This window comes from Desulfitibacter alkalitolerans DSM 16504, assembly GCF_000620305.1.
Taxonomy (GTDB): Bacteria; Bacillota; DSM-16504; order Desulfitibacterales; family Desulfitibacteraceae; genus Desulfitibacter; species Desulfitibacter alkalitolerans.
In genome coordinates this window covers 147,031-169,506 of sequence record NZ_JHVU01000018.1, presented here as the reverse complement: position 1 = coordinate 169,506, position 22,476 = coordinate 147,031, and the positions used below count along the sequence as shown (strand labels likewise).

Here is a 22,476-nt window from a genome sequence, read left to right as displayed (position 1 = left end):
GTTAAGCTTCCCTCTCTACAGCGTTAGCCACTTTTTTTATTTTTGACAACAGTTTATTATAGTTCTCCTCGGTAAGAGATTGAGAGCCATCACATAAAGCCTCACTGGGCCTTGGGTGAACCTCTATTATTAAACCGTCAGCTCCTGCCGTAACTGCTGCCAGGGCCATGGGGCTCACCAGCCTCCACTTTCCAGTTCCATGACTTGGATCGACTATTACCGGCAGATGGGTCAGCTGCTTGGCTGCTACAACAGCAGATAAATCCAGGGTATTTCTAGTATAGGTTTCAAAGGTTCTGATGCCCCTTTCACAAAGCATGACTTTTTTATTTCCGCCGTTTAATACATATTCTCCTGCCATGATCCATTCCTCAATTGTTGCTGATAATCCTCTTTTTATCAGGACAGGCATGTCAGTTTTTGCCACTTCTCTCAGCAAGGGGAAGTTTTGCATGTTCCTGGTACCAATTTGTAATATATCTGAATAATGGGCTACTAATTCCACATTTCCCGGTTCCATTACCTCTGTAATGATTTTTAGGCCGTAGGTTTCTCCTGCTTCCTTTAAGATCTTAAGCCCCTCTTCTCCCAGTCCCTGGAAGGCATAGGGAGATGTCCTGGGTTTAAAGGCGCCGCCCCTCATTATCTTAACTCCTGAACTTTTTACAATATGGGCTATTTCAAGGGCCTGTTCCCTGCTTTCAACTGCACAGGGTCCTGCCATGATTTGAATTTCATTTCCTCCTATGGTCACATCTCCAATTTCAATAATGGTATCTTCAGCCTTGAATTCCCTTGAAGCCAGTTTATAAGGGGCAAGGATACCAATAACCCTGTCCACACCTTTCATTGTCTCCAGGGAAAAGTCTGCCAATCGAGATTTGTCACCTACAGCGCCTATGATGGTTCTTTCAACACCCCTTGACAAATGGATTGCAAAGCCGCTCTCCTCAAGTTTTTTCGATACCTTTAAAATATCATCTTCACTAGCATCTTTTTCCATTACTACAATCATTATTATCCCTCCATTTTTTAATTTGGCACGCATGCCTGTTTTTCTGGCAGGAATGAAGGGTACAAAAAAGACACTCAAAAGAGTGCTTTCATAAGCCTTCCTTCTACCATCCTACCGTCCTTCCTTTTTGACTTCACTCTAAGGCTAACTACGTCCTACCATTCTACCACCTGCCCAGTCCCAGGATGGGCAGACACTACCAAAAATAACAATATATATTGAATTATTATAATGATTATTTACTGAAAAAGCAACTGTAAATACTGGATTAACTTGATTTATGTGTTTGGCTTGTTAACAGTGCTGCAATTGTTTTAAATTATTTTGCTATTTTTTAATAGCTGCTTTTATGTCTCTAATAAATTGGACAGCTGAATTCATTGCTTCTGCTGGACCTGCTGCCTTTAATGGTTCGCAGCCCTCTCCCTGCATATTTTCACCCTGCAGGGCTTGCTCTATCCTTTCAATCAAACTGCTGCCCACAATCACTCCATCAGCATGCTTAACTGCCTCACGGGCAGTCCCGGGCCCTGAGATGCCAAATCCTACGCATAAGGGCAGCTCTGTATACTGTCTGATCTTATTTAAAAAGCCCTCTAAACCATGGGCTGTGGTATCCCTGGCTCCTGTAACCCCTGCTACACTTACACAGTAAACAAAACCCCTTGAGAGTTCAGCAATCCTTGCAATTCTTTCGGGAGTACTGGTAGGGGCTGCCAGAAATATGAGGTGCACATTCCTCTTATCTGCAGCCATTTTTAATGTATGGGCCTCCTCTACAGGCAGGTCGGGAATTATCAAGCCATCAACTCCAGCAAGGGCAGCCTTTTCAACAAAGGAATCTAATCCTGCAACGTATACCGGGTTGTAATAGGTCATCATTATTAAAGGCACTTGAGTTCTCTCCCTCAACCTTTTAGCCATTGAAAGAATTTTTTCCAGGGTGACCCCACCTGCCAGGGCCCTGCCGGAAGCCCTCTGGATGGTGGGTCCATCAGCAACTGGATCTGAATAAGGGATACCAAGCTCAATAAGATCTGCCCCGCTGTCTGCAAGGAGTGGAACCAGTTCTTCTGTAAAATCAAGGCTGGGGTCACCACAGCTGATGTATGCTATTAGTGCTTTTTCCCCTTTGTTCTGAAGTTCTTTAAAGACCTTATCAATTCTATTCACGCCAATTCACCGCCTATCATACTTAATACTTCATTCACATCCTTATCTCCCCTGCCTGAAAGGCAGACTACAATGACCTTATCCCTGCTTAAAGCAGCAGCCAGCCTGCAGGCATGGGAAAGGGCATGGGCACTTTCCAGGGCTGGAATTATGCCCTCCAGCCTTGCAAGAAGTTTAAAGGCATCTAATGCTTCCCTATCTGTTACAGGGTGATACTGGGCCCTGCCGGTATCTTTAAGATAACTGTGTTCTGGTCCCACTCCCGGATAATCAAGACCCGCAGAGATAGAATGGGCTGGAAGTATCTGGCCATCATTATCCTGAAGCAGATAGCTCAAGGCACCGTGTAAGACCCCCTTGCTTCCTGCAGTCAAGGTTGCAGCATGGTGTCCAGTGCTTAAGCCGCTGCCTCCAGCTTCCACTCCAACCAGCTGTACTTCATCTAGCTCCTTAAAGGGATGAAAGAAGCCCATGGAGTTGCTTCCACCACCAACACAGGCTACCAGATAATCTGGCATCCGCCCTTGCGCTGCCTGGACCTGCTCTTTGGTTTCCTCGCCAATTATTTTTTGAAAGTCTCTTACCATTGTTGGATAGGGATGCGGTCCAACAACAGAGCCTATGACATAGTGGGTGGCATGGGATGTGGCAGCCCAGTTGCGCAATGCTTCATTGGTGGCATCCTTTAATGTCCTGGTGCCTGTGTGCACCTCATTGACCTTTGCCCCCAAAAGCTTCATCCTGAATACATTCAGGCTCTGACGTCTTACATCCTCTGTTCCCATGAATACTTCACATTGAAGATTAAGAAGTGCTGCTGCAGTTGCAGTTGCCACCCCATGCTGGCCGGCACCTGTTTCAGCAATGACCCTTTCTTTACCCATTTTCCTGGCAAGCAGAACCTGTCCCAGACTATTATTTATTTTATGGGCTCCTGTATGGTTCAGGTCCTCTCTTTTGAGATAGATTTTGGCACCACCCAGATAATCAGTGAGCTGCCGGGCATAATATAAAGGTGTTGGCCTGCCAACATACTCTTTGAGATAATACTTGAATTCATTTAAAAAATCCTGGTCATCCTTGTATTTTAAATAAGCCTTTTCCAGTTCATTTAACGCTGACATTAATGTTTCGGGGACATACTGGCCCCCAAATTCTCCAAAATACCCTGAAGGGTTATTCAAAGCCATCGCCTCCTAAGCACCTGATTTTTTAACTTGATATATAAGCTGTTTTAGCTTTTCATGGTCTTTTACACCGGCTTGTCTTTCAACGCCGCTGCCCACATCTATTCCAAAGGGGTTAGCCTCTTTAATGGCCTGGAGCACATTCAGGGGATTTATTCCCCCTGCTGCTATTACCGGCATGTCCCGGGTAAGGCTTTTTCTTAATTGGGGCACCAGCCTCCAGGGAAAGGTTTTTCCTGTGCCGCCAGGAATCCCTTCCACATAAGTGTCCAGAAGGATTCTATCCACAACCCCTGATGCAGCATAGGGCCCTATCTCCTCCCAGCCCATGCGCTCATTTACTCTAAAAGCCTTGATTACTTTATACTGGGCAAACCCCTTACAGTATTTGGGGGATTCACTGCCATGAAGCTGGAGTCCAGTAAGTCCGCAAAACCTGGCTGCAGCCTCCACTTCCTGGGCTTTTTCATCAAGAAAAACTCCGATTTTTTCCACATGTCCTGGTAAAAGGTCAATAATTTCTTTAGCCGCCTGGGGCTTAACCTTGCGTTTGCTGTCTGCAAATATAAAGCCCAGGGCATCTGCTCCAAGTAAAACTGCCTCCTGTGCATCTAAAAGATTGGTTATGCCGCAGATTTTTATCCAGGTCATAAAGGATATCCTCCTGGAGCATATCCTTCTAAAAGCTCTTTTACCTTGCCTTCAATATCTGGACTGGTAATTAAAGCCTCCCCTACCAGAATGGCATCCACCCCAACTGATGCCAGCTCCTTTACATCTTCGTAAGTGGAAATACCGCTTTCACTTACAAGAATACAGCTGTCAGGGATGTACTGGGCCAGTTCCATGGTTGTTGCAATACTAGTTTTAAAGGTTTCTAAATCCCTGTTATTAATACCAATTATCTCAGCTCCACAATCAAGGGCAACCTGGAGTTCCCCTTTAGAATGAACCTCCACCAGGGCATCAAGGCCCAGCTCATGGGCAAGGTGGATAAAATTTTGTAAATGGGCATTGTCCAGGATAGCTGCTATTAATAGTACTGCATCAGCACCATAATACCTGGCCTCATATAACTGGTAGGCATCAATTATAAAGTCCTTTCTTAGTACAGGCAGGGCAATGGCAGATTTAACCGCCACCATGTCTTGTAAGCTTCCCTGAAAAAATTTTGTGTCTGTAAGGACTGATACTGCTGCAGCACCGGCTCTTTCATAAATCAGGGCTGTCTCCACAGGGTTTAAATCTTTTTTAAAAATCCCCTTGGATGGTGAAGCTTTTTTCACTTCAGATATAAGGCTAATTCCAGGGGCCGCCAGGGCCTTTTTAAAGGATCCTCGTGGCCCTGCAGGAAGCTTATCTGCCAGATCTGTGTTATACTGCCTGTTAATTACACGTTCTTTCAAGAGTTTCTCTGGTAAAGCTTCTTTGCTCCTGGCTGTTTCTATTCGTTTCTCCTGAACAATTTTAGCTAGTATGGTCATACTATCCTCGCCTCCAGGTCACTATTGCTTAGATAGATTAATTCTTCCAGCTTTGTCATGGCTCTTCCAGTATCAACTGCCTCAACAGCAATTCCAATTCCTTCCTGAAGATTTCTGGCAGCCCCAGCAGCAGAGAATACAGCTGCAGCATTAAGGAGGACTATTTCTCTATGGGGGCCTTTTTCTCCAGCCAGGACTTTTTTGACAATCTGGGCATTATAAAGGGCATCATCTCCCTTTAAATCTAAAAGGCTTCTTCTGGGGAAACCAAAGTCCTCTGGGGTAATATAAAAGGTATTGATAGTTCCCCTGTGCAAGTGGGTAATCCTGGTGGGGCCCAGGGTGGATATTTCATCCAGACCACCTGCTCCATGGACTACGTAAGCACCCTCTACCCCTAGTTTCTCTAGTACCTGGGCCACAACCTCAGTTAATGAGGCATCATAAACCCCTACTATCTGAAACCTGGCCCGGGCTGGATTAGTCAAGGGCCCCAGCATGTTAAAAACAGTTCGTATACCAATCTCCCTCCTGGGACCTATTGCATGCTTCATGGACTTGTGATAGATGGGAGCAAATAGAAAACCAATTCCAATCTCATTGAGAATGTGCTCCGTCTTTTGTGGGGACAGGTCAATTTTTACCCCCAGGGCTTCCAGCACGTCGGCACTGCCGCACTTGCTTGATACTGAACGATTGCCGTGTTTGGCAACAGGCAGACCTGCACCGGCTGCAACAAAACAAACAGCTGTAGATATATTGAATGTTCCGCTCTCGTCACCCCCAGTCCCACATGTATCCACCAAAAAGGGATGCCTGGTAGTAAGCCTTTCTGCCTTGGCCCTCATTACCTGGGCACAGCCAAGAATTTCTTCGGCAGTTTCGCCCTTCATCCTCAATCCTGTTAAAAAACTGCCAATCTGGGCAGAAGTGGCCTTGCCATCCATTATCTCCTTCATTACCTCACTTGCTTCCTGGGAGGATAGGTTCTCCCTCCTAATAACCCTGCCAATGGCTTCTCTAATCATATTTCTCAGCTCCTCTCATCTCTTTAAAAACTACCTTGTTCAGTTTGCTCAGTTTTCTCAGCTTGCTCACTTAACTTACTTGGCTGACTTAACTTACTTAACTAACTTGACTCAAGTAATTCAAACTAAAGTTATACCTCAATAAAATTTTTTAATATTTCCCTTCCCTGCTGGCTTGCTATGGACTCTGGATGAAATTGCAGTCCAAAGGTTGGGTGTGTTTCATGCTGCACTGCCATGATAGTTCCCTCACTGCTGACAGCGGTTACTTTAAGGGCCCTTGGGAGGCTGCCCTTTTCTATTACCAGGGAATGATAGCGGGCAACTGTTATTTCCCGGGGTATACCCTTTAAGATGCCCTGGTTTTCATGATAGACCAGGGAGGTTTTCCCATGATAGGGCTCTTCTCCACGAACCACCCTGGCTCCAAATGCCGAGCCAATACATTGATGGCCCAGACAAACACCCAGAATAGGTACTCTGCCGGAAAAACGCCTTATCAAGTCTATACAAACTCCTGCATTTTCAGGAATGCCAGGCCCAGGGGATATCACTATCCTTTGTGGAGACATGTTTTCCAGGTCATCCAGGGACATTTGGTCATTTCTGACTACAATGATCTCTTCACCCAGCTCTCCAAAATACTGTACCAGGTTATATACAAAGGAATCGTAATTATCAATTATTAACAACATCATATCCCCCCATGATATCCGCTGCATTTAAAAGAGCCTGGGCTTTATTGCAGACCTCCTCATACTCCCTGCCGGGATCTGAATCAGCTACTATTCCTGCACCGGCCTGCACAAATCCCTCATTTCCCCTGGCAATTAAGGTGCGAATGGTGATGCAGGTATCCATATTTCCAGTAAAGCTTATATAACCTACAGCTCCACCATAGGGTCCCCTGCCAAGGGGTTCCAGCTCATCTATTATTTCCATTGCCCTTATTTTTGGTGCTCCTGATAAGGTTCCTGCAGGAAAGGAAGCCCTGAGCACATCAAAGCAGTTTAATTCATCTCTAACGGCACCTGTCACCCTGGAAACAATGTGCATTACATGTGAATAGTTTTCAATAGTCATGTATTCCTCCACCTTAACACTTCCATAACGGCTTACCCTGCCAAGGTCATTACGGCCCAGATCAACAAGCATCAGGTGCTCTGCCTTTTCCTTTTCGTCCTTTAACAGCTCTGCAGCCATGAGTTTGTCTTCCTCTATTGTTTTGCCCCTTGGTCTTGTTCCGGCTATAGGCTTTAATTCAGCAATGCCGTCTTCCATTTTCACCATTATTTCCGGAGACGAACCAATCAGGGAAATATCACCAAAGCTCAAATAAAACATGTAGGGAGATGGATTTATATGGCGCAGGGTGCTGTATATTGATATTGGCTCTTTATACAGCTTGAAGGCAGTCTTTCGTGAGAGAACAACCTGAAAAATATCTCCTGCGGCTATATATTCCTTTGCTTTTTTAACCATTTCCCTAAACTCTTGTGAGGTACAGCTGTGCTGGTAATTAACATGCTTTTTGCCGGTTATAAATCCCTTCCCCGTCATTGTCTTTGTTAGAGGTTTACTTAGAATAGAGGTAATTTTATTAATCCTTGCAGCAGCCCCTTCATAGTCCTTTTCAGGATTATCTCCCACCCTTGTATTTACTACAACCTTCATTGTCTGGTTTACATGGTCAAAAACTACTACTGTTTCAGCAAATACAAAAAAACAATCAGGGTACTCTGTATTCTTGTCTGCAGGTCTGGGAAGCCTTTCCCAGTAACGTACCATATCATAGCCCAGATAACCGACAGCTCCGCCACTAAAGGACGGCAGCCCGGGGATTCTTGCAGGGGTAAACCTCTTAAAAATTTGCTCCAAATCCTTTAAAGGGTCTTTACTTTCGTGTTGGGTTGTTTTGCCTTGTTCAGTTATGGTTACTACTCCTTCTTTAGCCTGAAATAACATGGAAGGCTCAAATCCAACGAAGGAATACCTTCCTACCCGCTGCCCCTTTTCCACACTTTCCAATAAAAAGCTGTAGGGACCACTCCCTAGTTTTAGATATACCGACAGGGGAGTTTCCAGGGCTGCTGAATATTCACCGTAAACCGGAATTAGGTTTGCACTTTCAGCTAATCTTATAAAATCCTCCTTGGATTGCATGACCATGGATTTCATAAGGCCTCACCTCATCTCTTCTCAAAATAAAAAAGCCTTTCATCCTGTTTAAGGACGAAAAGCTAGTTTCCGCGGTACCACCCTCATTTGGCTAATAAAAGCCCGCTCATTACAAATACGGGATTGTGGAAAACATCCGATATCTGCCTTTTTTTAACGGTAAAGGTTCCGGCAGGCTGCTACTCTTGCTTTAAAGCTTTATAGCTTTAAAGCAATTTGGACCTGCGGCTTGTGGGTCCATTCACCATGCCCGTTACACGCCAGGATTCCACCACCCCCGGCTCTCTGCAGTGTCTGCAACAATGGCTACTATTCCCACGCATTGCCTTTGTCGTGAAGTTATATTTCGTTCATTATATGATTCTAATAATAGTGCTGTCAAGAAAAATTTTAGGAATTTTGTTGCCGAAGTTTTGTTGCTCGGGTTTGCAGATTTTTACAGACTATTGCTAATATAGATATAATATATTAATCTTAAAGAAGATTTAAGATCTGGGGGAGTGGTTTTTTTGCCTGATTATTATATACCTTTAATAATAGCTACTGGAATAGCTGCAGGCTTCCTAAATACTGTTGGTGGCGGAGGCTCATTAATAACAATGCCCATGCTTATCTTTTTTGGGATGCCATCGGCCATGGCAAATGGCACCAACAGGGTTGCTTTGGTTGTACAAAATGTAGTTGCAGTGGCAGGCTTTCGCCACAAGGGGTTTTTTGATCTGAGGTTTGGACTCATTTTAGGCATACCAGCCATGGTTGGCTCCATAGTTGGTGCCGGCTTTGCCATTAATCTTTCAGATGAAATATTTAATAGAATACTTGCCGTGGTAATGCTTCTGGTTTTGTATGTAATTCTGTTTGAGCCTCATAAAAAATACATAAAATATGAAGAGGAAATGAGCAGGGAAAAAAAGTGGGCAGCCGGCATTGTTTTCTTTTTCATTGGAATCTACGGTGGTTTCATTCAAGCAGGTGTTGGTTTTATTATCATAGCAGCCTTGTCCATACTTACCGGCCTTTCTCTAGTAAAGATAAACAGCTTGAAGGTATTTGTGGTAGGCCTGTATATAGTAACATCTCTTATAGTCTTTGTCCTGTCTGGAAATGTGGATTGGTTAATTGGCATATTGCTTGCTGCTGGAAATGCTGTAGGGGCGTGGGCAGGTAGTATTTTTGCCGTAAAAGGCGGAGACAAATGGATACGATGGGTGCTGGCTGCATCAGTTATAGCCATGGCTCTAAAGCTTCTAGGTGTATTTAATCTTTTTACCTAAGGTTTTGTGTAAAACAAAAGGGGGCGTAACAAAACTTTAAGTTTTGCGCCCCCTTGCTCATTACTGCTATTTTTTCTTACTGCTATGTTTTTCTTTTTCCTTATTAATATAACTGTTTCTTACAAGCTGATTGCCTCAGTTGGGCACTCATCAATACAAGCTTCGCACTCAGTACATTCTTCTTCATTACATACTGCAAATTCCTCAACTTCAAGTGCATCAAAGGCACAAGCGTCTACACAGGCTCCACAAGCATTACAAAGATCCTTATCAATTTTAACTGCCATATTTTCTCCCCCTAAAATTTTTTATATGAACGTCCTTGCGTTCATAACATAATAGCTTCTAAAAATAATTCTACTCCTAAGGAATAATTCCTGTCAACACAGAAGTATTATTTTTCACAAAACAAAGCATCATACCATGGGATTTCTCATAAAAGACATTAGAATTACAACTATATAACCAGCCAGGAGCAATCCACCCTCTATACGACTTACACGATAATCAGTTCTTAGTATAAGATACATGAGAAAACCAGCTCCAACCATTATAGGAAATTCAAAGGTTACAAAAGACCATTGTACCGGTACAGGCTGAACAACCGCCACCGCAGCCTGCACAAAAAGCACATTAAAAATATTGCTGCCAATAACATTACCAATTACCATCTCCGGGTAGCCGCGAACAGCTGCTACGATTGATGTTGAAAGCTCAGGAAGAGATGTTCCTACTGCTACCATGGAAATTGCTATTACCCATTCTGAAACCCCAAAGGCAAGGGCTATGCCGGTTGCCGATTCCACAAGGAGGTGCCCTCCCAGCATGAGAAAGGCGATACCGGCAATTATTCTAATTAAGTCAATCTTTTTACTGGTTTCGGGCTGCTTTAAATTAACATCACATGAACTGTTAAGCGATTTATTATTGCAGCTTTTAATTATTAATAATGCATAAAAGAGCAAATATATAAATAACCCACCCAGCAGCACTATGCCATTCATTCTAGTTATTGTACCTGACAAGGCAAAAATAAAATAAAATATAAATGCCAAAATCATTACAGGCATGTCCCTCTTAAGAAACTTCCATTGAATTGAAATAGGCATGATCAGGGCTGTTAGGCCCACTATTAAACCAATGTTTGCCATGTTACTGCCTACAATATTCCCAAGGCTCAATGCCCCCCTGCCATTAACTGCCGCAAGTAAAGAGACTACCAGCTCCGGTGAGGATGTGCCTATAGCAACTACAGTTAAGCCAACTATTCCTGTACTAATTCCTAGTGACAAGGCTAGATTGGCTGAGCCCTTCACAAGGTATTCACCGCCCAGAAAAAGCAGTATTAAACCGGCAATGCCAAAAATAAAATCAAGTGTCAATTGGTGCCACTCCCATACGAATATTTATTAATTAAGTTGTCCTCAATGGCTTATAAATATGTGCATCCATTCCTTCTAATATTACACCTGCAGCGTTCTTTCATCAAGGAAATATTAACCAGATAATAGGTGTTATAAAATAAATAAAAAATTAAGCCCTGCGTAAAGCAAGGCTTATTTTGAATTAATTGTTATGCTATTGAGGTTTTATCACTACTAGAAACATCTTAAATCTCTCAACTGCATCCAAGGCGTGGGGAATATTTGCCGGCATGACAACCACCTCTCCTGCCTTTGCCAGCACCTTTTCTTCGCCAATGGTTATTTCAGCTGTTCCATCCATTATGTACACAAGGGCATCACCCGAAGCAGAGTGGGAGCTGATTCCCTCTCCCTTGTCAAAGGCAAATAGGGTCACACTTAAGTCCTTCCTTTGTGAAATTGTCCTGCTTATAACAGTTCCTTCCTTGTACTCAACTAAATCCTTCATAACAAGTGCCTGTGAAAATGGGATATTCTTAATTAATACTTGTTCCATATTATTCATCTCCTTCTGTTTCTTTTGTTATTATTCTACTCTAGCAAAATAATATTTACGGTGATTTTTGTCACGCATGGTAACTTTATTAAAAATATTTTCCAGTTAATCTTTTTTAGACTACTCCCTTTTCAAGAAACAAGTCTTTATATCCATGATCAGATTTCACTATGTGATTTTGAACCCAGTCAGCAATAAACTCTATAATTTCCATGGTTATTTTATTCTGATTGTCATCAATGTTTTTGGTCTCTACTTCAATAATCTTGTCAACAAAAGCCTCGTGCTGCTTTTTATGCGCCTCGTAATCCTTGTAACTAAATTTATCCATTAGCTCCTCTTCATGTTTGAAATGATAGGCTGTGTAGTTTTTCAGCTCATCTAAAACAGCCATGATTTTATCATAGTTGTCCATTCCTTCCCCACTGGAAACAACACCAAACAACTGGTTTCCCAGAAGAAATAGCTGCTGATGCTGTTCATCAATTGATGCAATGCCTGTATTGTACTTATTATTCCATTTAAATATCATTATCTCTATACCTCCTATATGATGTTTTGTAAAATAAAGTATATCACTATTCAAAAACCATGGGAATTATAAGATTGTTATGTGTTATAATATACACTGTATTTATACTATAAAGAGGAGCAGTGACTTGTTTTATGACAACAATGATTATTCAAGGAATAATACTGGGCATTATTATTGTCCTGCCAGGAATGAGCGGTGGTACCGTATTTTTAATATTTGGCATTTATGAGCAGGTTATTAGAGATATAGCAAGGCTCAATCTTAAACCCTATTTACCCCTGTGTTTAGGATTAATTTTTGGTGTTTATCTGGGAGGTCTGGCCTTTACATTGTTTTTCCAATTCTACAGGGATGCAACTGCTGCTTTCCTTCTGGGCTGCCTTCTTGCATCGGTCAAACCCGTTGTTAGCTGCTGCCCAAAACCCGATAAAAAGGGAGTACTTGCCATGGTCCTTGGGATAATTACTGGCTTTGTCCTAGTTTTTGAATCAATAGGCGATTTTGCTCTTAATATGGACATTAATTGGGGTTTACTTATTCTAGGTGGAGCTTTATCAAGTGCAGCAATGATTATTCCCGGAATTCCTGGAAGCTCTATTCTTATTATCCTGGGTATTTATGACTCCATGCTGTTTTTTATAGCTGAGCTTAATGTGTTGTACCTTTCCCTATTTGGAATAGGCAGTATTCTGGGAATTTTACTGCTGGCAAATGCCATTAATACCTTTTATATTAACCACAGGATAATTCTCTCCTACGCTTTTGCTGGACTGATCATTGGTTCTGCCAGGGGGCTGATACCCTACAACTTTAGTATTCTTTACCTGGTTCTGTTCTTGCTAGGCTTTGCCCTGGTCTGGTTTGGAAGCTCAAAAATGAAACCCAGACAAGAAGTTTCCAAGGCAGAATAGATTATTTATCTCAAAACAATTTTCCCATGACCAGGCAGTAATATCTGTTTTTTTACACAACTAGCTGGAGCTATACTAGATTACAGGCAGCAAAATGACCACTGGCTGCCTCTCTTAGCTCTGGTTCAACACCTTTACATATTTCACGGACATGGGGGCACCTGGTGGAAAACCTACAGCCTAAAGGTGGGTTTATTGAGTTTGGAATTTCACCCTGTAACGCGGGAGACCTTTTCCTGCCTTCCACCCTTGGTATCGGCATGGCTTCGAGTAATGCCCTGGTATAGGGATGCAAGGGGTTTTCATAGACATGTTCCTTATCTGCAAGCTCCACTATTTTCCCTAGATACATTACTGCAACCCTATGGCTAATGTGCCTTACCACCCCTAAATCATGCGAGATAAAAACATAGGCTAATTTATATTTTTCCTGCAGCTCCTGTAATAAATTTAAGATCTGAGCTTGAATGGATGCATCCAGGGCCGAAACCGGCTCATCACAGATAATGAGCTTGGGGTTTAAAGCAAGGGCCCTGGCAATACCAATACGCTGCCGCTGCCCACCACTAAACTCATGGGGATATTTCTTTCCGTAATTCCCAGTCAAGCCTACCAATTCCAGGAGCATCTGCACCCTTTCCTTACGCTCCCTCTCATTTCCTATTTTATGGACTATCAAAGGCTCCTTAATAATATAAGAAGCCGTCATTCTATTATTTAATGAACCCTGGGGGTCTTGAAAAATCATCTGCATGTCTCTTCGAGTACGTCTTAGCTCCTCCCTTGATAGTTGACCTAAGTCCCTATCCTCAAAAAGGATGCGTCCTGACGTAGGTCCAAGTAATCCCAGGATTACCCTTCCCAGGGTACTCTTGCCGCAACCGCTTTCTCCTACAATACCCAGAACTTCTCCCTGATCAAGGCAAAGGGATACGCCATCTAATGCCTTGACAGTATAACCTGGCTTTTGAAGTATTCCACCACCTACGGGAAAATATTTTTTAACCTTTTCCACCTTTAATAGGGTTTTATTCATTAATAGGGTTTTATTCACTCAGCCTTCACCCTCCAGCAGCGAACAAAATGGTTTTCGGTAATACTAATTAGTTTAGGAATATCCCTTTTACACAATTCCATGCCTTGGGAACATCGAGGATGAAAGGTACACCCGTCAGGTAAATTCATGTAATCAGGAACTGAACCCCTGATTACATGAAGCCTCTTTCCCTTACTGTGAATACCAGGCATGGATTCTAAAAGCCCCTTTGTATAGGGATGAAGGGGCTCTTCTAATACTGTTTTTACATGGCCTAATTCTACAATCCGACCTGCATACATTACAGCAACCCTCTGTGCCATTTCAGCTATCACTCCAAGGTTATGGGTTATTAAGAGAATTGCTGTTTTTAGTTCCTCCCTTAATTCTATCAATAAATCCATTATCTGGGATTGTATTGTAACGTCCAGTGCAGTAGTAGGCTCATCTGCTATAAGCACCTCTGGATTACAAATTAAAGCCATGGCAATCATGACCCGTTGGCTCATACCCCCGGACATTTGAAAGGGATATTCTCTAAGTCTTAATTCTGCCATGGGAATCATCACACGTTTCAAAGCCTCCAGGGCCTGCTCCATGGCCTGTCCCCTGCTTAAACCCTTGTGTATCATTAGGGCCTCAGCTATCTGGTAGCCAATGGTATGGACAGGGTTTAAAGCTGTCATGGGATCCTGAAATATCATTGCAATGTTATTCCCTCTAATTTTTTGCATGTCCCTGTCATTAAGGGTTAAAAGATCCCTGCCTTTAAAAAATATATTGCCCCGGGTTACCTTTCCCCCGTAGGGCAGCATGTTCATGATGGAAAAGGCAGCTGAACTTTTACCACAGCCACTTTCACCAACTATACCCAGGGTTTCTCCCCGGCTAAGGGTAAAAGAGATATCAGCTAAAACTTGAAAGCTGCCCTTGTCACTGTTAAATTCAGCACTCAAATTATTTACTTCCAGTAATTTAGCCCCCATATCCTTCCACCTCCCGCAGCTTGACGTAAACAATGACTAGCCCGACACATCAGTATCTTGTGCACTTACGTTTTGGGGAACAGGCAGCCTATCTGATTGGACAAGAAGAACTCCAGCTATGATAACTACTGCACCCAGGGCCATTTCCAGATTAATTGGTTCACCTAAAACTATGAAGCCCAGAATTATTGCCACTACAGGATTAATATATGAATAAGTTACGGCTTTGTAAGGTGGAATGACCTTTAATAGGTAGATATAGGCACTATAGCCTATAACGGAACCAAAAATAATCAAGTATAATAACGCTGCCAGGGCAACTGGAGTTATTTGCACATGGGCAGCCTCGCCTGTCAGCAGCCCAATAATCAGCAAAGCCCCTCCCCCAATTAATGATTGTACTGCAATGTTAGGTATCATTGAGGAGGATGTGGGTTTGCGTACAGAATATAATGACCCTATTGCCCAGGAAAGCGAGGCAGCAAGTATACCAAAAAGACCGTGTAAGCTGGTATTGCCAACCTCCAATTCTGGCAAAAAAAGGATGCCCACCCCCATAAAACCACAGATAAGACCCAACCATCCTCTCCTGCCAACCCTATTGCCCTGGGGCAGGAAGCTATCAATTAAGGCAGTAAAAAGTACCGATGTTACAATAAGAACTGCAGCCAGGCTGGTGGAAATATGCTGTTGGCCCCAGAAAACAAGGCCTGCTGCACCTGTAAGCAGAAATAATCCCACTATGGCAGCATGTTTAAGATCCTGAAAGGTAGACGGCATCCTCAAGCCCCTTGCCCGGGCATAAATATACATAATAATGCCTACTGCAGCGAAACGTATCCCTGCGAATATTGCAGGAGGTATATTATCAATTCCTAATTTAATTGCTAAATATGTAGAGCCCCATACTATGCATACAATAAAATAAGACAAATATGCCAAGGGATCATCTGTCCCCAGAAATCTTAATTTCATCAAGTCTATCCCCTAGTCCTTGTAAGTTTTAACCATCCCAGATCTGACTTTATTGGCAGGCCTCTTCTGGTTTAATAAAACTTTATATCATAGAAAAATTTACTGATATGTGTATAATATACTAGAAAGCTAAAATTTTCTACCATGTCTGCCTAAATTTCTTGAGGAAAAGAAAAAGTATTATAATGATATGTATTTGGAGGTGAATTTTATGAATCCCATTACCCGCCGAAATAATATTCTAGCCATTCTAAAAACAGCGGAACAGCCAATGGCAGGCTCTGAGCTTGCAGCCAGATTATCTGTAAGTCGGCAGATTATAGTTCAGGATATTTCCTTATTAAGGGCCGGCGGCGAGCAGATATTAGCCACACCCCAGGGCTACCTTTTGATGCGGGCTCTAACCACTACCCCTTACAGAAAAACCTTTGCCACCTGTCATACCTTTGAGGAAATGCTTCAGGAGCTTGAAATTATAGTGGATGCCGGCGGCAGAGTGTTGGATGTTATAGTGGAGCATCCAGTATACGGGGAGTTAAGGGGAATGCTCATGCTGGGCTCCCGCAGGGATATTGCCAGCTTTATCAGCAATATTAAAGCTTCTAATTCTAAACCCCTTTCTGCCTTGACCCACGGAGTACATCTGCACACAGTTGAAGCTGCAAGTGAAGAGGTTTTTGGTCATATTGAAAGAGAACTAGACAGGGCAGGCCTGCTGCTAAGACAATAGATTCTTTCTTTATAATTGACGGGGGCCGTTTCATGGGTTAAAATTTTTTTGTCAGCACCTGACAAGACAGGTGTATTTACACAGGCTGGCTTCAGCGAACTCAAAGGAGAGGAGATTACAGATTAATGAAGGTAAATGATACAGCTGCAGAAATAAAAAGGTTAAAAGAACAACACAATGCTATTATCCTGGCTCATAACTATCAGATAGATGAGGTTCAAGAAATTGCAGATTATGTAGGAGATTCCTTTGCTTTAAGCAAGCTTGCTGCATCAACCCATGCAGATGTAATTGTTTTTTGTGGTGTCCATTTCATGGCTGAAAGTGCCTCAATTTTGTCTCCAGACAAAATTGTATTACTGCCTGACAAAAATGCCGGCTGCCCCCTGGCTGATACTATTACCCCTGAAGCCCTTCGCGAGAAGAAAAAAGATTATCCAGAGGCTGCTGTTGTGTGCTATGTAAATTCCTCAGCTGAAGTAAAGGCTGAAAGTGATATTTGCTGCACCTCTTCCAATGCTGTAAGAATAGTGAATTCCCTGGAAGAAAACCAGATACTCTTTGTGCCTGATAAAAACCTGGCAAACTATGTGGCAAGACAGACCCACAAGGAAATAATACCCTGGGACGGATGCTGCATAACTCATCACAGGGTTAAGGTTGAGGATATAGAAAAGGTTCGCCAGTATCACCCTGATGGAGTCATTGTTGTTCACCCAGAATGCAGACCAGAGGTTGTAGCCCTGGCAGACCACGTTGGCAGCACTTCAGAAATTTTGCGTTTTTCCAGGGAATCCAGGGCACAAAAAATTATTGTTGGAACTGAGATGGGAATGCTTTATCGCCTTAAAAAGGAAAGTCCCCACAAGGAGTTTTATCTATTATCCCAGGGCCTTATCTGCCCAAATATGAAGATGACCACCCTGACCAAAATAAAGGATGCTCTGGAAACCCTGGAACCCCAGATAAAGGTGAAGGAGGCTGTTAGGCTGGCGGCATATGGGACCCTTGAAAGGATGCTGCAGGTTACAGCAGGTTAATTGATGAAACTTTTGCCATAATTCCTGCTTCTTGTCTCCTGCCATGTATTATCCTGAATGTATGTGGTTTAGTCCATGATGAAAGTACCTAACTACAGGTGTATCTTAGGTGTAGGTTGGCAGTTTATCCTGGCAGGTAATGATACTGCTGGAATGGGAGTGGTTTAATTGTTCCCCAGATACTTGATGAATTTCGATTTAAATAGTACATCAGCTGATATTACTGACTTTGTAGTTATTGGCAGCGGAATAGCCGGGATGTATTGTGCCCTGCACCTATCTGCATATGGGCGTGTTTTAGTCATATCCAAGGACAAGTTTCCTGACGGAAGTTCCTTGTATGCCCAGGGAGGAATTGCAGCTGCAGTTGGCAAGGAGGATAGCCCAGCCATTCACCTCAGGGATACCCTTGCAGCCGGTGCAGGAGTTTGCAATTTAAAGGCAGTCAAGATCCTTACAGAACAAGGCCCTGCTCACATAAAAAAACTCATGGAAATAGGAGTACCCTTCGATCAAAAAGCCAACAGCATCTGCCTGACCAGGGAAGGGGCTCACTCAATTCCCCGAATCCTTCATGCAGGGGGAGACGCTACAGGGAAAATCATCTGCCAGGTTCTTGCAGAAAAGTTAGCTAGTACAGCCAATATTTATGTATTAGAGAACACCATGGCCGTTGACTTGCTTTCCCAGGAAGGACAGTGTACAGGGGTGCTTGTTCTGTCAAAAGAAGGCAGGCCATACCCTATTTATTCCAGGGCTGTTGTCCTGGCCAGCGGTGGAATAGGCCAGCTTTATGAGAAAACGACAAACCCCCCTGGGGCAACAGGTGACGGTATAGCCATGGCCGCCAGGATGGGTGCTGGAACAATCCATATGGAATTTGTTCAGTTCCATCCCACCATGCTGGATCATGAAAACCTGCAGGGTTTTCTTATTTCAGAAGCCGTTCGTGGTGAGGGTGCTGTGTTGAGAAATGATAAAGGGGAAAGTTTCATGCCTAAATATCATGCCCTGGCAGATCTGGCTCCCAGAGATATTGTTACCAGAGCTATTTATTCTGAAATGGCCAGAGGTTCTTCAAAGGGGAACTCTCCAAAGGTTTATCTGGATGCAACTGGTTTTGCAAGGGACTTTTTCAAAAGGCGTTTTCCTACCATATACAATACATGTAACCAGCTTGGAATTAATCCCAGCTCGGACATGATACCAGTTACACCTGGTGCCCATTATCTCATGGGTGGTATAGAAACTGACACCTGGGGCAGAACAAGTATCAAAGGACTATTTGCTTGCGGAGAAGTGGCATGTAATGGAGCAAGCGGGGCAAACAGGCTTGCCAGCAATTCCCTGTTAGAGTGTCTTGTTTTTGGTTATAGGACAGCCAAGGCGGCTTCATGCCAGTATGAAGCCCGCACGCCTAAAATTAAGCCTTTAACTTTAAAATATACTGGACAAAATACAGCAAGGGTTACAAAGGCAAAGCTGCAGGAGTATGACAGGCAGCTGAAAAAATCCATGCAAACCAATGTGGGAGTAATTAGAGATGCCCGCGGCTTAAATAGTCAAATGAAATTCTTAAAAAGGCTCTTCCCTCTTCTTCTTAGTGAATTAGGTTCCAGGGAAGGTCTGGAACTTCAAAATAAAATAATAGTATCATATCTTATAACCCAGGGTGCACTGACAAGAAAAACTAGCTGTGGCGCACATTACCGGTCAGATGCTCAAAGCAGCAGCCAAAGCAGTGATAAACAGGGTATTACTCCATCTAAAATGCATTGAGGAATATTTGCCAACTTCTTGGCATAGCTGAACCCATGTAAAGCTAGCTATTCTTTAAAGAAACAAGAAACAGCCATGGCTAGAACTGTGAGCAAATCTCAGGGGGAGGTAATATTATTATGGATATCAACAATTGTCAGGTACGGAAAATAGTTGCTCAAGCAATTGCAGAGGATGTGGGTCACACCGATCTTACTACCTTTAGCCTTTTTCCTCCAGATACCTTGGGCCAGGGTTATCTTCTGGCAAAAGGTGAGGGTGTTATAGCTGGTCTGCCAGTTGCAAAAATGGTTTTTGAAAGCCTTGATCCAGGTATGACCTGGGAAGAGTTAATAAACGATGGAGAATATGTCAGTCCTGGAATGATATTGGCCCGCTTTTCCGGTTCACTCCGGGCAATTCTATCTGGTGAAAGGGTCGCATTAAATTTTCTGCAGCGTCTGTCTGGCATTGCAACTAAAACCCATGGTTATGTCCAGGAAACTATAGGCTATCCCGTAAAGATTGTAGATACAAGAAAAACCACCCCAGGTTTAAGAATACTTGAAAAATATGCTGTCAAAGCAGGTGGCGGCAGCAATCATCGCTTTGGACTCTATGATGCAGTAATGCTCAAGGACAACCATATTAAAGCAGCAGGCAGCATCACCAGGGCAGTGGCCATATTAAGAGCACAACTCCCCTTTACTGTTAAAATTGAAGTGGAAACAGAAAATCTTAATATGGTTCAGGAAGCCCTTGACAACAAGGCAGATATTATAATGCTGGACAACATGCCTCTAGATCTCATGGTTAGAGCTGTGGAGCTAGTAAATGGCAAGGCATTAGTTGAGGCATCAGGTGGAATTACCATGGATACTGTTAAAAAAGTTGCAGCAACAGGTGTAAACATAATCTCTGTGGGAGAATTAACCCATTCGGTAAAGTCACTGGACATCAGCCTGGAATTAGATTAATAGCAGCTAAACTGGACGGTATGGAATTAAATTGGCTTGTTTGGACTCCTGCTTTTTTTGAAGCGGGAGTTTATATTATGTAGTTTTAATACATGACGGTGGTTGCTGCTGACAGCTTTATAAATGCAAAGGACATGTTCCTAATATCTAAGAATACCTTGGATTTAACAATGGCAGTTTTGGTAATGCTGGAAAAACCATGATATATGTGTATAATAGCACTAGGACTAATTATCTTCCCAAGGAGGTTATTTATGACAACCATTGAGCAGCAGCTATCAATAAATACTATTCGCGTTCTGTCTGCAGAGGCAGTTGAAAAGGCAAACTCTGGTCATCCAGGTCTTCCCCTGGGTCTGGCTCCAGCAGGGTATGTTTTATGGTCCCAGGTATTAAAGCACAGCCCCCATGATCCCAAATGGCCTAACAGGGACAGGTTTATTCTCTCTGCCGGCCATGGCTCCATGCTCCTTTATTCCCTGCTGCATTTATTTGACTATGGCCTGACCATGGAAGACATTAAAAGTTTTCGTCAATTAGGGAGTAAAACCCCCGGACACCCTGAATACGGACATACAGTGGGAGTAGAAACTACAACAGGCCCCCTGGGTCAGGGCTTTGCCAATGGAGTAGGTATGGCCGTTGCAGAAAAAAGGCTGGCTGCACGGTTTAACCGTGATGGGTATGAAATTGTAGATCATTATACATACATCTTTACAAGTGATGGAGATCTGATGGAGGGTATCAGTTCAGAGGCTGCCTCCCTGGCAGGACATTTAAAGCTGGGCAAGCTCATATGTATATATGACGACAACACCATTACCATAGATGGCCATACATCCCTAACCTTCACTGAGGATGTGGGCATGAGGTTTAAGGCCTACGGCTGGCAGGTTATTAATGTCCAGGATGGTAATGATACAGCAGCAATATTAGCAGCCTTGAAAGAAGCAAAAAAGGATAGTGAAAGACCTGCTCTCATTATGCTAAAAACCATCATTGGCTATGGAAGCCCCACCAAACAGGGCAAGGCTGATGTGCATGGTGCTCCCCTGGGCAGGGAGGAGCTGGCAGGCCTTAAAAAGAATCTAGGCTGGCATTACACCCAGGAATTCCATGTGCCTGAAGAAGTTAGGCAGCACTTTTTTCAGCTGACAAATAAGCTTAATTCATATTCTCAGGAATGGAAGCAATTATTTTCCAACTACAAGCAAGCATATCCCGGGTTAGCAAGGGAATGGGAGACCTGGCATTTAAATAAATTGCCTGACCAGCTGCTGCAGGATAGTGAGCTTTGGAATTTTGAAGATAAGCCCATTGCCACCCGCAGTGCATCCGGTCAGGTCATGAATAAGCTTACTAATTATCTGCCCAACCTTGTTGGAGGCTCAGCAGATCTTAATGCTTCAACAAAAACCTATCTAAAAAATATGGGTGACTTTCAGGCCCACACTCCTGAAGGCAGCAACCTGTTTTTTGGCATTAGAGAGCATGCCATGGCAGGCATCCTAAATGGCATGGCCCTTCATGGAGGCTTCAGGGTATTTGGTTCAACCTTCTTTGTATTTTTTGATTACATGAAGCCTTCTATAAGGCTTGCTGCCCTAATGGGTCTACCTGTGATTTATGTATTTACACATGATTCACTAGGAGTTGGAGAGGATGGTCCTACCCATCAACCAATCGAGCACCTGATAGCCTTAAGGGCAATTCCCAATATGCATGTACTCCGCCCCTGTGATGCTAGAGAGACAACTGCAGCATGGTTGACTGCCCTGGAAAGGCAGGATGGGCCAACAGCTATTATCCTAACCAGGCAGAATCTGCCTATCCTGGAAAATAGCTCAATGGAAGCACAAAAAGGCGCGTATATTATTGGGAGGGAAAAGGGTACAAGCCCGGACCTGATAATCCTGGCTACCGGTTCAGAGGTGGCCTTGGCCCTTGAGGCCCAAAAAGAGCTGTGGAACAAAAGCATTGATGCACGAGTTGTCAGTATGATGAGCTGGGAACTGTTCAAAGAGCAGCCGATTAACTATAGGGAAGGTATTATTCCAGCCTCAGTTTCAAGGAGAATATCTGTTGAAGCTGGAAGCTCATTAGGTTGGAGAGACTTTGTTGGTGATAAGGGCATCATCATTGGCATAGATAGCTTTGGTGCTTCTGCACCAGGCAGGGTTTTACTGGAGCACATGGGATTTTCCGTTAGCAATATAGTGGAAAAAGCAGTTGGACTATTTGCTAACTAAATTAAGCATCTTCTAAAAAC

At 43.3% G+C, this 22,476-nt stretch carries 22 protein-coding genes and 1 other annotated feature; of the genes, 7 read left to right on the top strand and 15 right to left on the bottom strand.

Annotated elements, in window-relative coordinates; all coding sequences use genetic code 11:
* Position 1: 1 nt before the first annotated feature.
* The 8 genes from aroF to trpE all read right to left on the bottom strand — a co-directional run bounded on the left by aroF (position 2) and on the right by trpE (position 8,065).
* Positions 2-1,015 carry a 3-deoxy-7-phosphoheptulonate synthase gene (gene aroF / locus K364_RS0100890; RefSeq protein WP_028306446.1) on the bottom strand — a complete coding sequence of 338 codons (1,014 nt, stop codon included), beginning with the start codon at positions 1,013-1,015 and terminating at the stop codon, positions 2-4.
* Between the two features lie 327 nt (positions 1,016-1,342).
* Positions 1,343-2,188: a tryptophan synthase subunit alpha gene (gene trpA, locus K364_RS22375; protein WP_084295421.1), complete on the bottom strand. Its 846-nt coding sequence runs from the start codon at positions 2,186-2,188 to the stop codon at positions 1,343-1,345.
* A complete protein-coding gene (gene trpB, locus K364_RS0100880; protein ID WP_422857196.1) occupies positions 2,185-3,372 on the bottom strand; it encodes a tryptophan synthase subunit beta in 1,188 nt (395 codons plus the stop codon). The genes trpA and trpB overlap by 4 nt, the downstream gene beginning before the upstream one ends.
* A 12-nt stretch (positions 3,373-3,384) precedes the next feature.
* Complete coding sequence (locus K364_RS0100875; protein WP_028306444.1) at positions 3,385-4,026, bottom strand: phosphoribosylanthranilate isomerase; 642 nt, start codon at positions 4,024-4,026, stop codon at positions 3,385-3,387.
* Positions 4,023-4,859, bottom strand: coding sequence for an indole-3-glycerol phosphate synthase TrpC (gene trpC, locus K364_RS0100870; protein WP_028306443.1), 837 nt, complete (start codon positions 4,857-4,859; stop codon positions 4,023-4,025). Before trpC ends, K364_RS0100875 begins: the two co-directional genes overlap by 4 nt.
* On the bottom strand, positions 4,856-5,887 hold the full coding sequence (trpD, locus tag K364_RS0100865) for an anthranilate phosphoribosyltransferase (protein WP_028306442.1): 1,032 nt from the start codon (positions 5,885-5,887) through the stop codon (positions 4,856-4,858). Before trpD ends, trpC begins: the two co-directional genes overlap by 4 nt.
* 131 nt (positions 5,888-6,018) lie before the next feature.
* The gene (locus K364_RS0100860; RefSeq protein ID WP_028306441.1) at positions 6,019-6,582 is read right to left on the bottom strand and encodes an anthranilate synthase component II; all 564 of its coding nucleotides are present in this window, start codon (positions 6,580-6,582) and stop codon (positions 6,019-6,021) included.
* Complete coding sequence (trpE, locus tag K364_RS0100855; protein WP_242841623.1) at positions 6,566-8,065, bottom strand: anthranilate synthase component I; 1,500 nt, start codon at positions 8,063-8,065, stop codon at positions 6,566-6,568. The genes K364_RS0100860 and trpE overlap by 17 nt, the downstream gene beginning before the upstream one ends.
* Before the next feature lie 47 nt (positions 8,066-8,112).
* Positions 8,113-8,397: a binding site (T-box leader), on the bottom strand.
* A 168-nt stretch (positions 8,398-8,565) separates the two neighbouring features.
* Here trpE and K364_RS0100850 point away from each other — a divergent pair.
* On the top strand, positions 8,566-9,339 hold the full coding sequence (locus K364_RS0100850; RefSeq protein WP_422857195.1) for a sulfite exporter TauE/SafE family protein: 774 nt from the start codon (positions 8,566-8,568) through the stop codon (positions 9,337-9,339).
* 119 nt (positions 9,340-9,458) lie between these two features.
* On the opposite strand, the gene K364_RS0100845 is transcribed toward K364_RS0100850, so the two are convergent.
* The 4 genes from K364_RS0100845 to K364_RS0100830 all read right to left on the bottom strand — a co-directional run bounded on the left by K364_RS0100845 (position 9,459) and on the right by K364_RS0100830 (position 11,791).
* A complete protein-coding gene (locus K364_RS0100845) occupies positions 9,459-9,626 on the bottom strand; it encodes a 4Fe-4S binding protein (RefSeq protein WP_028306438.1) in 168 nt (55 codons plus the stop codon).
* Between the two features lie 129 nt (positions 9,627-9,755).
* Positions 9,756-10,721: a calcium/sodium antiporter gene (locus K364_RS0100840; protein WP_028306437.1), complete on the bottom strand. Its 966-nt coding sequence runs from the start codon at positions 10,719-10,721 to the stop codon at positions 9,756-9,758.
* Between the two features lie 196 nt (positions 10,722-10,917).
* The gene (locus tag K364_RS0100835; RefSeq protein WP_028306436.1) at positions 10,918-11,259 is read right to left on the bottom strand and encodes a cupin domain-containing protein; all 342 of its coding nucleotides are present in this window, start codon (positions 11,257-11,259) and stop codon (positions 10,918-10,920) included.
* Positions 11,260-11,374: 115 nt separating this feature from the next.
* The gene (locus K364_RS0100830; protein WP_035267387.1) at positions 11,375-11,791 is read right to left on the bottom strand and encodes a bacteriohemerythrin; all 417 of its coding nucleotides are present in this window, start codon (positions 11,789-11,791) and stop codon (positions 11,375-11,377) included.
* A 134-nt stretch (positions 11,792-11,925) separates the two neighbouring features.
* Here K364_RS0100830 and K364_RS22370 point away from each other — a divergent pair, with 134 nt between their 5' ends.
* Positions 11,926-12,705: an undecaprenyl phosphate translocase family protein gene (locus tag K364_RS22370; RefSeq protein ID WP_242841622.1), complete on the top strand. Its 780-nt coding sequence runs from the start codon at positions 11,926-11,928 to the stop codon at positions 12,703-12,705.
* A gap of 70 nt (positions 12,706-12,775) precedes the next feature.
* On the opposite strand, the gene K364_RS0100820 is transcribed toward K364_RS22370, so the two are convergent.
* The 3 genes from K364_RS0100820 to K364_RS22365 are packed head-to-tail and all read right to left on the bottom strand — an operon-like array spanning position 12,776 to position 15,702.
* On the bottom strand, positions 12,776-13,741 hold the full coding sequence (locus tag K364_RS0100820) for an ABC transporter ATP-binding protein (protein ID WP_028306434.1): 966 nt from the start codon (positions 13,739-13,741) through the stop codon (positions 12,776-12,778).
* 14 nt (positions 13,742-13,755) lie between these two features.
* Complete coding sequence (locus tag K364_RS0100815; protein ID WP_028306433.1) at positions 13,756-14,727, bottom strand: ABC transporter ATP-binding protein; 972 nt, start codon at positions 14,725-14,727, stop codon at positions 13,756-13,758.
* Between the two features lie 36 nt (positions 14,728-14,763).
* Positions 14,764-15,702 carry an EamA family transporter gene (locus K364_RS22365; RefSeq protein WP_051533713.1) on the bottom strand — a complete coding sequence of 313 codons (939 nt, stop codon included), beginning with the start codon at positions 15,700-15,702 and terminating at the stop codon, positions 14,764-14,766.
* A gap of 211 nt (positions 15,703-15,913) precedes the next feature.
* On the opposite strand from K364_RS22365, the gene K364_RS0100805 reads away from it, so the two are divergent.
* The 5 genes from K364_RS0100805 to tkt all read left to right on the top strand — a co-directional run bounded on the left by K364_RS0100805 (position 15,914) and on the right by tkt (position 22,456).
* Positions 15,914-16,432 carry a transcription repressor NadR gene (locus K364_RS0100805; RefSeq protein WP_028306432.1) on the top strand — a complete coding sequence of 173 codons (519 nt, stop codon included), beginning with the start codon at positions 15,914-15,916 and terminating at the stop codon, positions 16,430-16,432.
* Positions 16,433-16,557: 125 nt separating this feature from the next.
* The gene (gene nadA / locus K364_RS0100800; RefSeq protein ID WP_028306431.1) at positions 16,558-17,472 is read left to right on the top strand and encodes a quinolinate synthase NadA; all 915 of its coding nucleotides are present in this window, start codon (positions 16,558-16,560) and stop codon (positions 17,470-17,472) included.
* Positions 17,473-17,640: 168 nt separating this feature from the next.
* On the top strand, positions 17,641-19,251 hold the full coding sequence (gene nadB, locus K364_RS0100790; RefSeq protein WP_028306430.1) for an L-aspartate oxidase: 1,611 nt from the start codon (positions 17,641-17,643) through the stop codon (positions 19,249-19,251).
* 119 nt (positions 19,252-19,370) lie between these two features.
* A complete protein-coding gene (gene nadC / locus K364_RS0100785; RefSeq protein ID WP_028306429.1) occupies positions 19,371-20,207 on the top strand; it encodes a carboxylating nicotinate-nucleotide diphosphorylase in 837 nt (278 codons plus the stop codon).
* Between the two features lie 254 nt (positions 20,208-20,461).
* A complete protein-coding gene (gene tkt, locus K364_RS0100775) occupies positions 20,462-22,456 on the top strand; it encodes a transketolase (protein ID WP_028306428.1) in 1,995 nt (664 codons plus the stop codon).
* Positions 22,457-22,476 lie beyond the last annotated feature (20 nt).

Bases quoted from the DNA above. Each gene is read 5' to 3' on its own strand.
- trpD (WP_028306442.1), bottom strand. From the start codon at position 5,887: ATGATTAGAGAAGCCATTGGCAGGGTTATTAGGAGGGAGAACCTATCC.
- K364_RS0100820 (WP_028306434.1), bottom strand. From the start codon at position 13,741: ATGAATAAAACCCTATTAAAGGTGGAAAAGGTTAAAAAATATTTTCCC.
- K364_RS0100815 (WP_028306433.1), bottom strand. From the start codon at position 14,727: ATGGGGGCTAAATTACTGGAAGTAAATAATTTGAGTGCTGAATTTAAC.
- K364_RS22365 (WP_051533713.1), bottom strand. From the start codon at position 15,702: ATGAAATTAAGATTTCTGGGGACAGATGATCCCTTGGCATATTTGTCT.
- tkt (WP_028306428.1), top strand. From the start codon at position 20,462: ATGACAACCATTGAGCAGCAGCTATCAATAAATACTATTCGCGTTCTG.
- K364_RS0100835 (WP_028306436.1), bottom strand. From the start codon at position 11,259: ATGGAACAAGTATTAATTAAGAATATCCCATTTTCACAGGCACTTGTT.
- K364_RS0100875 (WP_028306444.1), bottom strand. From the start codon at position 4,026: ATGACCTGGATAAAAATCTGCGGCATAACCAATCTTTTAGATGCACAG.
- trpC (WP_028306443.1), bottom strand. From the start codon at position 4,859: ATGACCATACTAGCTAAAATTGTTCAGGAGAAACGAATAGAAACAGCC.
- K364_RS22370 (WP_242841622.1), top strand. From the start codon at position 11,926: ATGACAACAATGATTATTCAAGGAATAATACTGGGCATTATTATTGTC.
- K364_RS0100860 (WP_028306441.1), bottom strand. From the start codon at position 6,582: ATGTTGTTAATAATTGATAATTACGATTCCTTTGTATATAACCTGGTA.
- aroF (WP_028306446.1), bottom strand. From the start codon at position 1,015: ATGATTGTAGTAATGGAAAAAGATGCTAGTGAAGATGATATTTTAAAG.
- trpE (WP_242841623.1), bottom strand. From the start codon at position 8,065: ATGAAATCCATGGTCATGCAATCCAAGGAGGATTTTATAAGATTAGCT.
- K364_RS0100845 (WP_028306438.1), bottom strand. From the start codon at position 9,626: ATGGCAGTTAAAATTGATAAGGATCTTTGTAATGCTTGTGGAGCCTGT.
- nadA (WP_028306431.1), top strand. From the start codon at position 16,558: ATGAAGGTAAATGATACAGCTGCAGAAATAAAAAGGTTAAAAGAACAA.
- K364_RS0100805 (WP_028306432.1), top strand. From the start codon at position 15,914: ATGAATCCCATTACCCGCCGAAATAATATTCTAGCCATTCTAAAAACA.
- K364_RS0100830 (WP_035267387.1), bottom strand. From the start codon at position 11,791: ATGATATTTAAATGGAATAATAAGTACAATACAGGCATTGCATCAATT.
- nadC (WP_028306429.1), top strand. From the start codon at position 19,371: ATGGATATCAACAATTGTCAGGTACGGAAAATAGTTGCTCAAGCAATT.